At 65.3% G+C, this 14,549-nt stretch carries 12 protein-coding genes; 11 read left to right on the forward strand and 1 reads right to left on the reverse strand.

Going from position 1 to position 14,549, the window contains the following annotated elements; translation table 11 throughout:
* The first annotated feature begins 68 nt into the window (after positions 1-68).
* The 11 genes from I6F09_RS09655 to I6F09_RS09705 all read left to right on the forward strand — a co-directional run bounded on the left by I6F09_RS09655 (position 69) and on the right by I6F09_RS09705 (position 13,839).
* Entirely contained in the window at positions 69-905 is an 837-nt protein-coding gene (locus tag I6F09_RS09655) for a glucose 1-dehydrogenase (RefSeq protein ID WP_225171500.1), read from the forward strand.
* A 131-nt stretch (positions 906-1,036) separates the two neighbouring features.
* Complete coding sequence (locus tag I6F09_RS09660; protein ID WP_225187943.1) at positions 1,037-2,836, forward strand: cation:proton antiporter; 1,800 nt, start codon at positions 1,037-1,039, stop codon at positions 2,834-2,836.
* Positions 2,837-2,903: 67 nt separating this feature from the next.
* Complete coding sequence (locus I6F09_RS09665) at positions 2,904-3,725, forward strand: NAD-dependent protein deacetylase (RefSeq protein ID WP_225187944.1); 822 nt, start codon at positions 2,904-2,906, stop codon at positions 3,723-3,725.
* A gap of 140 nt (positions 3,726-3,865) precedes the next feature.
* Positions 3,866-5,950: a hydantoinase/oxoprolinase family protein gene (locus I6F09_RS09670; protein WP_225187945.1), complete on the forward strand. Its 2,085-nt coding sequence runs from the start codon at positions 3,866-3,868 to the stop codon at positions 5,948-5,950.
* 2 nt (positions 5,951-5,952) lie between these two features.
* The gene (locus tag I6F09_RS09675; protein WP_225187946.1) at positions 5,953-7,611 is read left to right on the forward strand and encodes a hydantoinase B/oxoprolinase family protein; all 1,659 of its coding nucleotides are present in this window, start codon (positions 5,953-5,955) and stop codon (positions 7,609-7,611) included.
* Positions 7,612-7,644: 33 nt separating this feature from the next.
* A complete protein-coding gene (locus I6F09_RS09680) occupies positions 7,645-8,643 on the forward strand; it encodes a TRAP transporter substrate-binding protein (protein ID WP_036021827.1) in 999 nt (332 codons plus the stop codon).
* Positions 8,644-8,652: 9 nt separating this feature from the next.
* Positions 8,653-9,246, forward strand: coding sequence for a TRAP transporter small permease (locus I6F09_RS09685; protein WP_225126335.1), 594 nt, complete (start codon positions 8,653-8,655; stop codon positions 9,244-9,246).
* Between the two features lie 31 nt (positions 9,247-9,277).
* Positions 9,278-10,582 (forward strand): TRAP transporter large permease subunit, encoded by a 1,305-nt coding sequence (locus tag I6F09_RS09690; RefSeq protein ID WP_109142493.1) that lies wholly within the window; start codon positions 9,278-9,280, stop codon positions 10,580-10,582.
* A 324-nt stretch (positions 10,583-10,906) separates the two neighbouring features.
* Positions 10,907-12,625 carry a PQQ-binding-like beta-propeller repeat protein gene (locus tag I6F09_RS09695; protein ID WP_035998486.1) on the forward strand — a complete coding sequence of 573 codons (1,719 nt, stop codon included), beginning with the start codon at positions 10,907-10,909 and terminating at the stop codon, positions 12,623-12,625.
* A gap of 90 nt (positions 12,626-12,715) precedes the next feature.
* Positions 12,716-13,054 carry a cytochrome c gene (locus tag I6F09_RS09700; RefSeq protein WP_225187947.1) on the forward strand — a complete coding sequence of 113 codons (339 nt, stop codon included), beginning with the start codon at positions 12,716-12,718 and terminating at the stop codon, positions 13,052-13,054.
* Positions 13,055-13,071: 17 nt separating this feature from the next.
* On the forward strand, positions 13,072-13,839 hold the full coding sequence (locus I6F09_RS09705) for a transporter substrate-binding domain-containing protein (protein WP_057028082.1): 768 nt from the start codon (positions 13,072-13,074) through the stop codon (positions 13,837-13,839).
* A gap of 36 nt (positions 13,840-13,875) precedes the next feature.
* On the opposite strand, the gene I6F09_RS09710 is transcribed toward I6F09_RS09705, so the two are convergent.
* Positions 13,876-14,520 (reverse strand): glutathione binding-like protein, encoded by a 645-nt coding sequence (locus I6F09_RS09710; RefSeq protein WP_225187948.1) that lies wholly within the window; start codon positions 14,518-14,520, stop codon positions 13,876-13,878.
* Between the last annotated feature and the right edge of the window lie 29 nt (positions 14,521-14,549).

Genomic DNA, 14,549 nt, shown 5'->3' on the forward strand with positions numbered 1-14,549 from the left:
CCCGGCATCTGCGAGGGATGGAACAAAACGCCGGTTCCATCCATGATGATGCATCCCGGAGAAAACACATGCCGCAAACCGAACGCTCGACCCCGTTTCCCTCGCGCCTCGTCGGCCAGTACGCGCTGGTGACCGGCGCCTCACAAGGCATCGGCCGTGCCGTCGCCATCCGGCTCGCCCAGGAAGGCGCGACCGTCGCCATCAATTATTTCGGCAGTCCCGAGGGGGCGGACGAGACGCTCGCGCTCGCACGAACCGCATCGAGCGATCGCGGCCACGGCAGGCTCGACCATATCGTCGTCAAGGCCGATATCGGCAATGAGCAGGACATCGCCGCGATGTTCGAGACGGTCCTGGCGCGTTTCAAGCGCCTCGACTGTCTCGTCAACAATGCCGGCTTCCAGCGGGAATCGCCGAGCGAGGCGCTCGACGTCGAAACCTATCGCCGCATCATCGACGTCAACCTGAACGGCGCCGTGCTGTGTGCGCAGAAGGCGCTGGCGCATTTCGTCGCGCGCGGGGCAGGCGGCAGCATCATCAACTGCTCCAGCGTCCACCAGATCATCCCCAAACCCGGCTATCTCGCTTACTCGATCAGCAAGGGCGGCATGGCCAATCTGACGCGCACGCTGGCGCTGGAATTCGCCGGCCAGCGCATCCGCGTCAATGCGGTTGGTCCCGGCGCGATCGACACGCCGATCAATGCGGCCTGGACCGGCGATCCGGAGAAGCGCGGCGTCGTCACCTCCCACGTTCCGATGGGGCGCGTCGGCACGCCGGAAGAGATCGCCGCGGTGTTCGCCTTCCTCGCCTCGGACGACGCCAGCTACATCACCGGGCAGACCATCTATGCCTGCGGGGGCCTGACGCTGTTTCCAGAGTTTCGGGAGAACTGGGCAAGCTGAAAACCGGCTTGGGGTTGCGCGCGCCTCGCGTGGGATAGAGGGGCGCGACCGGTTGGGGATCTGCGGCGCCGTGTGCTATCGACCGTGGATGGCGCTGCCGCTATTGGCGGGCGCCGACACGTGAAGGGCCCGTGACCACAACCATCAACATCAATGCCTATAGTGACGCGCTGGTGGTGCTCGGGACTGCCGGCGTGGTGGTGCCAATGGTCCGGCATTGGGGCATCAATCCCGTGCTGGGCTATCTCGGGGCCGGCGCCATTCTCGGTCCGCTCGGGCTCGGCTCGCTCGTCAAGGACGTCCCGGTCCTGTACTGGTTCACCGTGACGGACGCCCAGAACGTCGAGGGTATCGCCAATCTCGGCATCGTGTTCCTGCTATTCCTGATCGGGCTCGAGCTGTCTTTCAGACGGCTCATGACGATGCGGCGTCTGGTGTTCGGGCTCGGCGGCCTGCAAGTCCTCGCGACGTCGGCCATGATTTTCGGCGTGGCGCTTCTCTTCGGGCAGAGCTCCGATACGGCCGTGATCCTCGGCGCGAGCCTTGCGCTGTCCTCGACGGCGATCGTGCTCGAGCTCTTGTCCGCCGAGAGGCGACTTTCCACCTCGGCCGGGCGCGCCAGCTTCTCGGTGCTGCTGGCTCAAGACCTCGCAGTCGTCCCCATTCTGGTTTTCGTCTCGGTGCTCGGCGCGGGAAGCGGTGGCTCGGTCGTGGCGCACGTCTCCAGTGCGGTCCTGAAGGCTGTGCTGGCGGTAGCCTTCCTCACTCTGGTCGGACGGCTATTGATGCGTCCGCTCTTCCAGATGGTTGCAGGCACCCATTCGACGGAGTTGTTCGTTGCCGCGACCTTGTTCGTCATCGTCGGCGCAGGGCTTGCCGCCCACCAGGCCGGCCTGTCGATGGCGCTCGGAGCCTTCGTTGCAGGACTGATGCTGGCGGAAACCGAATATGGCAAGGCCATCGAGGCCACCGTCGAGCCGTTCAAGGGCCTGCTGCTGGGCATCTTCTTCTTCACGGTCGGGATGGCGATCGACGTCCGTGTGTTCCTGCGCGAGCCCGGCTGGCTGCTGGCCGCCGTCGTCGGCATTCTCGTCGGCAAGGCGATCGTGCTCATCATCCTGGGACGCCTCTTCAGGCTGTCATGGCCGGCGGCGATCGAGATCGGCTTCCTGCTGGGCCCCGTCGGCGAATTCGCCTTCGTCAGCATCGGAATGGCGGCGGCCGGAGGCATGATCGAGCCCTCCGTGTCGAGCTTTGCCGTCGCCGTCACCGCCGTGACGATGGCCCTGACGCCGCTTCTGGGCATGCTCGGGCGACGATTGGCCGCGAAGCTGAGCAGCGAACGCACGCCCGATCCCGAGCTCGCGGTCCGGCCGCCCGGCGACCGGGCGCAAGCCATCGTGGTCGGCTATGGCCGTGTTGGAAAGGTGGTCTGCTCCCTGCTGACCAGCCATGGCCTGAACTACATCGCGGTCGATCACGCGGCCGTCGACGTGGCGCGTGATCGCCGCGACGGTCACAAGGTCTATTTTGGCGATGCGACAGAGCCGGGTTTCCTCGAAGCCTGCGGCTTGATGCAGACGACCGGCGTGATCATCACCATCCAGTCGCGGCCGGCGATCGATGCCGTCGTCGAGCGGATCCGGGCGGTGCGGCCGGACGTGCTGATCGTCTCGCGTGCGCGGGACGCCGATCATGCCCGGCACCTCTACGCGATCGGCGCAACCGATGCGGTGCCGGAAACCATCGAGGCGAGCCTGCAGCTCTCCGAAGCCGCACTGGTCGGCCTTGGCGTTGCAGTCGGGCATGCGATCGCCTCGGTGCACGAGAAGCGGGACGAGTTCAGGCTGACGCTGCAGCAGGCCGCGCGGATCGCGGGACAAGAGAAAGCTCGTCCGCTCGATCCCACGGGACGACGGTCGCCGCGATAGCGGCTATGCATGCGCCGGGATTGTCGTCATCTGGCAAAACGGGCCGGCGCGAACTACATCATGCGCCATGACGAATGCCCCTCCGGCAAAACCTCCGCTCCAGGATTTTATCGGCCGGCACGAACGCCTGTTCGTGCTGACCGGCGCCGGCTGCAGCACCAATTCCGGGATTCCCGATTATCGCGATAGCCAAGGCAATTGGAAGCGGACCCAGCCGGTCAATTTCCAGGCCTTCATGTCGGACGAGCCAACCCGCCGGCGCTATTGGGCGCGCAGCCTGATCGGCTGGCGGCGGTTCGGCCGGGCGAGGCCGAACGATGCGCATCATGCGCTGGCCCGGCTCGAGGCGAACGGCCGGTGCGGGATGCTGCTGACCCAGAACGTCGACCGGCTGCATCAGTCGGCCGGCCACCGCCAGGTGATCGACCTGCATGGCCGGCTCGATCTGGTCCGCTGCATGGGCTGCGGGGCGAAGACGCCGCGCGAGGAGTTTCAGCACGCGCTCGGCCGCGCCAATGCGGCATGGTTGACACTCGATGCCGCCGATGCACCCGACGGCGACGCCGATCTGGAGCACGAGGATTTTTCTTCCTTCGAGGTGCCGCCTTGCGAAGCCTGCGGCGGCATCCTCAAGCCCGACGTGGTGTTCTTCGGTGAGAACGTGCCGCGCGAGGTGGTCGCCACGGCGCAGGATCATCTGGCAGAGGCCGATGCCATGCTGATCGTCGGCTCGTCATTGATGGTCTATTCCGGCTTCCGCTTCGTCCAAGCCGCCGCGCGGCGCAATATCCCCATCGCCGCGGTCAATCTCGGCCGCACCCGCGCCGACGATCTCCTGACGCTGAAGGTTGAGGAGCGCTGTGAAGCGGCGCTTGCATTCCTGCTCTGATCGCTCAGGCGCGAACACGCCTTGCCTATTGCATAGGTGCCGCGCAAAATAGCCGGGCACAGCGTTGCAGGCATGTCTCATGGCACGGGAATTGCTGCGCTTTTGGACCCGAACTTGACGATCAGCACGGAGAAATTGGAATGCTCGAGGGAGCCGAGGTGCGGCTTGCCGTTGATATCGGTGGCACGTTCACCGATATCGTGCTGGACGTGGGACAAGACCGCAAAACCCGCAAGGTGCTGACGACGCCGCAGCGCCCCGAGCAGGCGGTGCTGGACGGCATGCGGCTCATTCTTGCCGATGCACGCGCGCATATCAGCGATATCGACGTCTTCATCCACGGCACGACGCTCGCGACCAACGCGATCATCGAGCGGCGCGGCGCCAAGACGGCGCTGATCGCAACCGAAGGCTTTCGCGACGTGCTCGATATCGGCACCGAGAGCCGCTACGACCAGTACGATCTCAGCATCGACAAGCCGAAGCCGCTGGCGCCGCGCAACCTCCGCTTCACCGTTCCCGAGCGCATCGACGCCCATGGCGCCATCCGCCTCCCGCTCGACGAGACGGCCGTGCGCGCGCTCGCGCCGAAATTGCGTGAACTCGGCGTCGAGAGCGTCGCGGTCGCCTTCCTGCACTCCTACGCCAATCCCGAGCACGAGCGACGCGCAGCGGCGATCATGGCCGAGGAGATGCCCGGCATCTCCGTGACGGTGTCTTCCGCCGTCTGTCCCGAAATTCGCGAATATGAGCGCACATCGACTGCGGTCGCGAACGCCTATGTGCAACCCCTGATCGACGGTTATCTCGCCCGCATGGCCGACGCCCTGCAGGTCGAGCAGTTCCGCGGCGCGATCTACCTCGTCACCTCCGGCGGCGGCGTCACTTCGATCGAGACCGCGCGGCGCTTTCCGGTGCGTCTCGTCGAATCCGGGCCGGCCGGCGGCGCAATCTTCGCGGCGCAGATCGCGGCGCGTCTTGGCGAGAGCAAGGTGCTGTCCTTCGACATGGGCGGCACCACCGCAAAAATCTGCCTGATCGAGAAATTCCAGCCCGAGACCTCGCGCGTGTTCGAGGTCGATCGCGCCGCGCGCTTCCTCAAGGGCTCCGGCCTGCCGGTGCGCATCCCCGTGATCGAGATGGTCGAGATCGGCGCCGGCGGCGGTTCGATCGCCCATGTCGACGCGATGAAGCGCGTCACCGTCGGCCCGGAGAGCGCCTCGTCGGAGCCGGGACCGGCCTGCTATGGCCGCGGCGGTCAGCGCCCCGCGGTGACGGATGCCGACGTTGCGCTCGGAATGATCGATCCTGACGCCTTTGCGGCCGGCACGATCAAGCTCGATCCGGAGCTGTCGAAACAGGCGCTGCTGCGCGATGTCGGTGCGCCGCTCGGCCTGTCGGCGGAAACAGCGGCTTATGCCGTGCACGAGGTGGTCTGCGAGAACATGGCGAGCGCCGCGCGCGTGCACGCTGTCGAGCGCGGCGCGGTGGTCGGCCAGCACACGCTGATCGCCTTCGGCGGCGCCGCGCCGCTGCATGCGGCGCGCGTTGCCGAGAAGATCGGCGTCTCCCGCGTGATCGTGCCCTCGAACGCCGGCGTCGGCTCGGCGGTCGGATTTCTGGCGGCTCCCATCGCGTATGAATTGGTGCGCAGCCGTCACGTCCGGCTCGATGATTTCGATACCGAGGCGGTCTCTGACTTGCTTCAGGACATGGTGACCGAAGCGCGCGCGCTGGTCGAGCCGGGCGCGGCCGGCGCGCCGGTGCGCGAGCGCCGCGCGGCTTTCATGCGCTATGTCGGCCAGGGCCACGAGATCACCGTCGAGCTGCCGAACCGTCCGCTGACGACGGCCGATCTCGCCGGTCTGCGGCAAAAGTTCGAGGCCGACTATTCGGCGATGTTCGAGCGACCGATCCCGGGCGCGGCGATCGAGGTGTTGAGCTGGTCGGTGCTCGCGACCACCGAGGCGCGCAATCCGCCCGCCGTCGCTTCCGTGGCGCGCCAGCCCGCGGCCAAGGCGTCCGGCAGCCGAAAATTCTTCGACGGCCGGGCCGGCGAAGTGATCGAGATCCCGCTCTATCGGCGCGAGGACATGGCGCCAGGGGCGACCATCGCAGGCCCCGCCGTGATCGCGGAAGACGAAACCTCGACCTTCGTCTCCACCAGTTTCGACGCCCATATCGACGGTGCCGGCAGCATCGTCATGGAACGAAAGGCGGCCTGATCATGAGCAAGGCAAATGGCGCGAGCCTGATCGACCTTCAGATCATGTGGCACCGGCTGATCGCCGTGGTCGAGGAGCAGGCGCAGGTGCTCTTGCGCACCGCCTTCAGCCCGATCGTGCGCGAATGCGGCGACCTCTCGGCCGGCGTGTTCGACCTCAGGGGCCGGATGCTGGCGCAGGCGGTGACCGGCACGCCCGGCCACGTCAATTCGATGGCGGAATCGGTCAAGCACTTCATCGCTCACTTCCCGATCGAGACGATGAAGCAGGGCGATGCCTACATCACCAACGATCCCTGGATGGGGACCGGTCATCTCAACGATTTCGTCGTCACCACGCCCTGCTTCAAGGACGGCAAGGTCGTCGCACTGTTCTCCTGCACCAGCCATCTCATGGACATCGGCGGCATCGGCTTCGGGCCCGACGCCACCGACGTGTTCATGGAGGGGCTCTACATCCCCATGCTGAAGCTGATCGACCAGGGCGTCGTCAACGAGACGCTGATTGCGATGATCCGCACCAACACGCGGCTGCCGATCGACACCGAGGGCGACACCTATTCGCTCGCCGGCTGCAACGACGTCGGCTGCGAGCGCCTGGTCGAGATGATGAGTGAGTTCGGCATCGACACGCTCGACGAGCTCGGCGACTACATCTGCGACCGCTCGCGCGAGGCCGTGCTCGCGGAGATCGCAAAGCTGCCGAAGGGCAGCTGGCGCAACACCATGGTGGTCGATGGCTATGATGCGCCGGTGACGCTGGCGGCGACGCTGACGATCTCGGATACCGGCATCCACGTCGATTTCGACGGCACGTCCGCCGCGTCAAAATTCGGCATCAACGTGCCGCTGTCCTACACCACCGCCTATACCGTGTTCGGCCTCGGCTGCGTCGTCGCCTCGCAGATCCCCAACAATGCCGGCTCGCTCTCGCCGCTGACGGTGTCTGCGCCGGCCGGTGCCATCCTCAATGCGCCGAAGCCGGCGCCCGTGGCGTCGCGCCACGTCATCGGCCAGATGCTGCCGGACGTCGTGTTCGGCTGCCTGCGCCAGATCATTCCCGAGCGCGTGCCCGCCGAAGGCACCTCCTGCCTGTGGAATCTCAACGTGCGCGGCCAGACCCGCTCCGGCGCCGGCGGCAATTACGGGTTCTCGATGGCAGTCACCTCCAACGGCGGCACCGGTGCGCGCTTCGGCAAGGACGGGCTGTCGGCGACCGCTTACCCAAGCGGCGTGCGCGGCACGCCGGTCGAGATCGCGGAGACGCAGACGCCGCTGATCTTCTGGCGCAAGGAGCTGCGTCCGGATTCCGGCGGGGCAGGGCGCACCCGCGGCGGCCTCGGCCAGATCATCGAGGTCGGCAGCGGGGTCGATGCGCCGTTCGACATCCTCGCCGCGTTCGACCGCATCGACCACCCGCCGCGCGGGCGGGACGGCGGCCAGAACGGCGAGGCCGGCTATGTCGGTTTGAAGTCCGGCAAGAAGCTGCGCGGCAAGGGCTTTCAGCAGGTGCCGCCGGACGACCGGCTGGTCGTGCTGACGCCAGGCGGTGCCGGCATCGGCGATCCCAGGGAGCGCGATCGCGCGGCCGTCAAGGACGACGTCGCAAGCGGTCTCGTGTCTTCGGAGAACGCAGTCAAGGTCTATGGGTACGCGCGTTGATGCATCAACACGCTCGGTAAACGGAGGGGAGCAATGATTACGCGACGGAACTTCACTGTGGGCGCAGCGACGCTGCTCGCCGCCGGCCACATCTCGACTCGCGCACGGGCGGCAACGAGCTGGGATATGTCGACGGTCTGGCCCGACGGCAATTTCCACACCCAGAACGCGATGGCGTTTGCGGAGGAGGTGAAGAAGCAGAGCAATGGTGCGGTCGCCATCACCGTGAAGGCCGGCGGCCAGCTCGGCTTCAAGGGGCCCGAGCACTTGCGGGCCGTGCGCGACGGCCTGGTGCCGCTCGCCGACGTCCTCAACATCCAGCAGGTCGGCGACGAGCCCTTCATGGGCGTCGAGAGCATCCCCTTCCTCTGCGGCTCCGTGGAGGAGCTCAAGGTGCTGCACAAATATGTGCGGCCTGAATACGAGAAGATCGCTGCGCGCAACAACCAGAAGATCCTCTACATCGTGCCGTGGCCGACGCAATATCTGCATCTGAAGGCGAAGGTCGCCGACGTCGAGGGCCTCAAGAACATCAAGATCCGCGTGCCCGACAAGAATGCGGTCGAGATGCTCAATGCCATCGGTATGGCGGCGGTGATGATCCCCTGGGGCGAAACGATCCCCGCACTCGCCTCCGGCGCGGTGGCCGGGGTCTCCACCTCGTCGGTGTCCGGCGTCGACGGCAAGTTCTGGGAGTTCCTGAAATACGTCTACCCGACCAACCATGTCTGGTCGTCGCAGATGCTCACCGTCAATCTCGATGCCTGGAAGGCGCTCGGCGCCGATCAACAGAAGCTGGTCGCTGACATCGCGGCGAAGATGGAGCCCGGCTTCTGGGCCAATTCGCTCAAGGCCGATGTCGACAGCCTCAACCGCCTTAAGGAGGGCGGCATGGAGGTGGTGCCGGTCTCGGACGCCATGATGAAGGACATCCGGGCCAAGACCGCGCCGCAGTTGGACGCCTTCCTCAAGCGCGTGCCGGCGGCGGACAAGCCGGTGCGGGCCTATCTCGCCGAAATCAAGCGCGGCTGAGGGCGAGACGTGGTGAGCCTTTCGCCCGAAGCATCGCAAAGCCTCAACGCAGCGGCGCCCGCGCCGCTGCGCATCGTCCTCGACGCCATCGATCGCCTCGGCCGGCTCGACGGCTGGATCGGCGGCTTCTGTCTCTTGATGCTGACGCTGTTGATGCTGTGCGAGGTCGCAACCCGCTTCCTCTCGAACTTCCTGCCGTTCTTCCCGCCGACCATCTCGATCGCGTGGGAATATTCCTCCTATCTGATGGCGGCGGCCTTCACTTTCGGTGCCGCCATGACGCTGCGCGTCGGCGGCCACATCCGCGTCGTGCTGCTCCTGAAGAACGCACCCGTGCCGGTGCAGCGCGCGCTCGAGATCCTCTCGGCGGCGGCCGGCTTCGCCTTCATGGCGTTCCTGACCATGGCCATGGCGAAATTCGCCTGGAGCGCCTTCGTGCGCGGCCAGGTCTCGACCTCGAGCGACACGCCGCTGTGGTTTCCGCAAGCGATCGTCACCTTCGGCATGTTGCTGCTGACGCTGCAGTTCCTCGCGCGTGCGATCCAGGCCGCGCTCGGCCTGCCGCTGGAGGACCATCGCATGAAGGCCTCGCCCGTCGAATGACCGCCTTGCCCGCATCCGGATCCAAGATCGCATGACCATCGAAGTCGTCGCCCTGTTCGCGATCCTGTTTGTGCTGCTGGCTTGCGGCGTCTGGATCGGCCTCACGCTTGCGCTGACCGCGACGCTGCTGCTCGCGATGTTCCGTTCGGTCCCGCTCGACAAGCTGCTGCCGCAATACGCCTGGAACATCCTGACCACGCAGGAGCTGCTGGCGCTGCCGCTGTTCATCCTGATGGGTGAGCTGCTGTTTCGCACCCGCCTGTCGCGCTCGCTGTTCCAGGGCCTCGCGCCCTGGGCGGGCCTACTGCCCGGGCGCCTACTGCATGTGAACGTGATCGGCTGCACCATCTTCGCGGCGATCTCGGGCTCGTCGGCCGCGACGACGCAGGTGATCGGCCGCATGTCGCTCAGCGAGCTCACGCGCCGAGGTTATTCCCGTGACATCGCGATCGGCTCGCTCGCCGGCGCCGGCACGCTGGGCTTCCTGATCCCGCCCTCCAACATCATGATCATCTACGGCGTGCTCGGCGACGTCTCGATCCTGAAGCTGTTCACCGCCGGCGTGCTGCCGGGCTTCCTGCTGGCCGCGACGTTCATGGCCTGGGTGATGCTGCACACCACCCTCAAACCCGCGATGGTGCCCGAGACCGAAGCCAAGCTCTCGCAGGTGCAGTGGAGCGAGCGCTTTGCAGCACTGAAGGATCTCGCGCCGGCGCTGTTCCTGATCGCATGCGTGCTCGGCTCGATGTATGGCGGGCTCGCAACGCCCTCGGAAGCTGCCGCGGTCGGCGTGCTCGGCGCGGCCCTGGTTGCCTGGGCGCAAGGCGCAATGTCGCAGCAGGTGATCCGCGACGTCTTGATCGGCTCGGTCGTCACTTGCTCGATGATCGCGCTGATCGTGCTGGGGGCTTCGATCCTCGGCAATGCCGCGGCCTTCCTCGGCATCCCGCAGGCGGTGGCCGCGTTCGTCAAGGGCCTCGGCCTGTCGCCGTTCATGCTGATCGTGGCGCTGATCGTCTTCTATCTCGTGCTCGGCTGTTTCCTCGACGGCTTCTCGATGATCGTGATGACGCTGCCGATCGTGCTGCCGATCGTGAAGGGTGCCGGCTTCGACGAGGTCTGGTTCGGCGTCTTCCTTGTGCTCGCCGTGGAGATGGCGCAGATCACGCCGCCCGTCGGCTTCAACCTATTCGTGATCCAGGGGCTGACCGACGACGGTCTCGGCTATATCGCCCGCGTCACGATGCCGTACCTCATGATCATGATCGGATTCGTGCTGCTGCTGACGCTGTGGCCGGGCATCGTCACGATTCTGCCGAAGGTGCTTTACGGATAAGACGACTTGTTCCGGGATCGGCGGATCGAAAGCAAAAACGGTCAGCGTCGCTGCCGTTTCAAGTCGCGCTGCATCGAATTGACTTCGGCGCGCATTCCATATTTGCACGCCCTGTGATCCGTCGTACAGTGTAACGGCAAGCAGAAGTACAACAGCAACCACTCCAGTGAACGTGGCTCCTCGGCGCGATGCGCCGAGAGAGGGGACGTCTGTTGACGATTCGGTCCGATGGAGGACGATCGACGCACACTGAACTGCAAATACCCCTCGCAAGCCGCATTCACGAGACGCAATCAACAAACACAAGAGCGGGAGGAAGTGCAAATGAGGAAACAGTGGCTCAGCTCGGCCTTGGCTGTCGTTGTCGTTGCGACACTTGCAGCGACGGCGGCATTGGCTCAGTCCGTGGATACGGCCCGGATCGAGGCCGCCGGCCAGAACGATTGGCTCACCTATCACGGTTCGTACAAATCCCATCACTACAGCCCGCTTACACAGATCAATACGAGCAATGTCGGCAATCTGGGCGTGGCATGGATGCACATTCCCGGGCGATCGACGCGCGGCCTGCAGTCGATGCCGCTCGTCGCCGACGGCGTGCTGTACTATTCGGGCTCTTACAGCCGGGTCTTCGCGCTGAACGGCGCCAGCGGCGAGGTGATCTGGTCGTTCTTTCCGGAGCTGGATGAAGCGCTGATCAGCCGCCAGACCCACTCGCCCTATAACCGCGGCGTCGCTCTCGGCGAAGGCAAGGTCTTCGTCGGCACCATGGACGGTCGTGTCTTCGGGCTGGACGCCAAGACCGGAAAGGTTCTCTGGGAGACCAGGCTGATCGACTCGCAGAAGCTGACGGTCGGCTTCACCGGCGCGCCGCTCTACGCCAAGGGCAGCGTGATCATCGGCGCGCAAGGCGGCGAATGGCCGGGCCGCGGCCCGATCTTCGCGCTCGATGCCGCAACCGGAAAGAAGAAGTGGGAGTTCCTCACGGTCGCAGGCACCGAAGAGGCGATGAAGACCTGGGGCAACGAGTCCTGGCGCACCGGCGGTGGTGGCGGCTGGATGCCGGGCACCTACGATTCCGAGACCAACACTGTCCTGTGGGGCACTGCGAATCCGGCGCCGCTCTACGATTGGTCGGGTCCGGACTACAAGACCCAGGGGGCGCGTCCCGGCGATAACCTCTATACGAGCTCGGTGATCGGGCTCGACATCGATACCGGCAAGCTGAAATTCTACCATCAGGAACTGCCGCACGATGCCTGGGACTTCGACAGCTCGGTCGGCGAATTCGTGATGCTCGAGCGTGACGGCCAGAAATACGTCGTCCATCCGAACAAGGGCGGCTTTGTCTTCGTCTACGACCGCAATCTCAAAGTGAAGAACGTCTGGCGGCTGGTCGAGAACATCAACTTCGTCAAGGACATCGATCCCAAGACCGGCGCCCTGATCGGCCGTCGCGATTTCCCGGTCGGCAAGGTCACCGAACCGCCGCTGTGTCCGTTCATCGGCGGCGGCATCAGCTGGAACGCCGGCTCCTACAGCCCCAAGACCGGTCTCTATTACAAGATCGGACAGGAATGGTGCATGACGCTGGATATCCAGAAGACGACGCCGGTCACCACGCCGCAGGTCCAGCTCAACATCGGTGCCGATTTCAAGATGGTGCCTCCTCCGGGTGGCGAGATCTACGGACATCTCGACGCGCGCGATCCCATCACGGGCGCGAAAAAATGGGAGGTTCGCTATCCCGAGCCTCCGCTCGGAAGCGTGCTGTCGACCGCAGGCAACCTCGTCTTCGTGCCTGATTCGCGTGGCGTGCTGCACGCCTATGATGCCGAAACTGGCGCCGAGCTATGGAGGCACAACAACGGCACCGGCCATCAGGGCGGGATCGTCAGCTACTCCGTCGGCGGCAAGCAATATATCGCGGTGACGGCGGGCTTCGGCGGGATGCTGGCGGACGAATATGCGCCGAACTTCGGCGGCGTCTACAAGAGCATGCCGCGTGACGACGGCGCCCTGGTCGTCTTCAGCCTGAAATAGTCTGCCGCAGATGTTCCGATCCTGGAGCGGGCGCAAGCCCGCTCCTCGATCGATGTCGCGGCCGCGTGGCTCAGGAATGGAGCGTAGCTGTTGAGACTGTCTTGCAAGACGATTTTGGCGGGGCTGGGCGCCTCGTTGCTGTGGGCTGCGATGGCCCAGGCCCAATCCGCCACACCCGCGCCGGAGAACACGGCGTTCGAGGTCGAGCAGGTGTTTGCGGGGACTTGCGGCTTCTGTCACTCCGACGGTGGCCGGGCCGCTGGGAAGGGGCCGCAACTGATGAATTCGCCGCGCGACGACGACTATATCCGCAGTCGCATCAAGCTCGGCAAGCAAGGAGCGATGCCGGCCTTTGACGGCGCCTTCACCGACGCCCAGATCGACCAGATGGTCAAGTACATCCGCGCCCTGAAACCGCGCGACGGCTGACTAGCATAGAGTGTGGAATGAAGACATTTGTCCCGGTCATCGTCGCTGCCGCCATCGTCCTGTCGGGGCAGGCGGCGGCGCGCCCCCTGGAGGCGATCCGCTCCAGCGGCGTGATCGGGCTCTGCGCACATCCCAATTCGCTTCCCTTCGCGCACAAGACCGGCGATCCGCCCGGCTTCCAGGTCGAACTCGGTCGGGTGCTGGCACGCGAGCTCGGTGTCTCGCTGCGGCTCGACTGGATCATCACGCAGTACCAGATGCGCAGCGCCGGCTGCGACATTCTCCTGGACGTCATCGCCGATCGCGAAGCGCAAGGCGAAACCCGTCTGAGAATCTCCAAACCGTATTATCGCACAGGCGTCGCGCTCGCCGTGCCGTCATCCAGCACGCTCACGTCCTTCGCCAGCCTCAACGAATCGACCAAGGTGGGCGTGCAGGTTGGATCGATCGCAGCCATGATCATCGGTCAGCGGCGCGTGCCGATATCGACCTTCGGCTTCGAGAGCGACAGCCTGGAGGCCGTGTCGAACCGCGAGATCGACGCCGCCGCGGTCACGCCCACCGCCGCCAGCTATTTCAATCTGACCCACCCGGACAAACCGCTCCGGATCCTCGATCGCGACGAGAGCACGGCCGATCTGAACTGGAACGTCGGCGTCGGCATGGTCCGCCCGGACGATGCGTTGCGCGAAGCCATCGACGCAGCCGTGGAGCGGCTGCGCAGCGACGGCACGATCGACCGGATCTACCGCCGCTACGGCATCGCGCTGCAGGCGCCGAGATAGCGCGCTGCCGCGCGATTACGGAGCTCGCGTGCGGCCTCAGGCCGCGGCCTTCTTCCGAGCGAGCTCGGCCTTGTACAGCTCGAACTCCTCCGCGATCGCCTTGGCAATCGAAGGTCGCTGACGCAGCCGCTCGTGATACGCCTTCAGGTTCGGCCATTTCGCAAGCTCGATCGGCGGCGTCGCCATGGTCCAGTTGATGACCGTGACGAGATAGGCATCGGCCACGCTGAAATGGTCGAGCAGGAACTCGCGTCCTTTCAGGTAATTGTCGAGATAGTCGAGCCGCGACAGATTCTTTTCCAGGGCATAGGCCTTGGCTTCCTGCGGCGCCTTGCGGTCGAGCATGGGGATGAAGAGGCCCTTGTGCAGCTCGGTGCCGATGAAGCAGAGCCATTGATGCAGCCGGGTGCGCTCGATGCCGGCGCTCGCGCCGAGGCCGGCTTGCGGGAAACGGTCCGCGACATATTGCAGGATCGCAGCGTTCTCGGTCAGCACCATGCCTTCATCGGTGCGCAGCGTCGGCACGAGGCCGATCGGATTCACGGTGCAGAAGTCGGAGCCGTCGCTCAAGACCTTCTTGGTCGGCGGATCGACTTCGAGGTAGTTCGCCTCGGCGCCGGCTTCATACAGCGCGACGCGTGTCGCCATCGAGCAGGCAAGCGGCGAGAAATAGAGATCCATCTGTAGCCTCCTTGGGCAATTCCTCTTTG

Origin of the sequence: Bradyrhizobium sp. IC3195 (assembly GCF_020193585.1) — a bacterium.
Classification (GTDB): domain Bacteria; phylum Pseudomonadota; class Alphaproteobacteria; order Rhizobiales; family Xanthobacteraceae; genus Bradyrhizobium; species Bradyrhizobium yuanmingense.

Bases quoted from the DNA above. Each gene is read 5' to 3' on its own strand.
- I6F09_RS09705 (WP_057028082.1), top strand. From the start codon at position 13,072: ATGAAGACATTTGTCCCGGTCATCGTCGCTGCCGCCATCGTCCTGTCG.
- I6F09_RS09690 (WP_109142493.1), top strand. From the start codon at position 9,278: ATGACCATCGAAGTCGTCGCCCTGTTCGCGATCCTGTTTGTGCTGCTG.
- I6F09_RS09670 (WP_225187945.1), top strand. From the start codon at position 3,866: ATGCTCGAGGGAGCCGAGGTGCGGCTTGCCGTTGATATCGGTGGCACG.
- I6F09_RS09665 (WP_225187944.1), top strand. From the start codon at position 2,904: ATGACGAATGCCCCTCCGGCAAAACCTCCGCTCCAGGATTTTATCGGC.
- I6F09_RS09680 (WP_036021827.1), top strand. From the start codon at position 7,645: ATGATTACGCGACGGAACTTCACTGTGGGCGCAGCGACGCTGCTCGCC.
- I6F09_RS09655 (WP_225171500.1), top strand. From the start codon at position 69: ATGCCGCAAACCGAACGCTCGACCCCGTTTCCCTCGCGCCTCGTCGGC.
- I6F09_RS09675 (WP_225187946.1), top strand. From the start codon at position 5,953: ATGAGCAAGGCAAATGGCGCGAGCCTGATCGACCTTCAGATCATGTGG.
- I6F09_RS09695 (WP_035998486.1), top strand. From the start codon at position 10,907: ATGAGGAAACAGTGGCTCAGCTCGGCCTTGGCTGTCGTTGTCGTTGCG.
- I6F09_RS09710 (WP_225187948.1), bottom strand. From the start codon at position 14,520: ATGGATCTCTATTTCTCGCCGCTTGCCTGCTCGATGGCGACACGCGTC.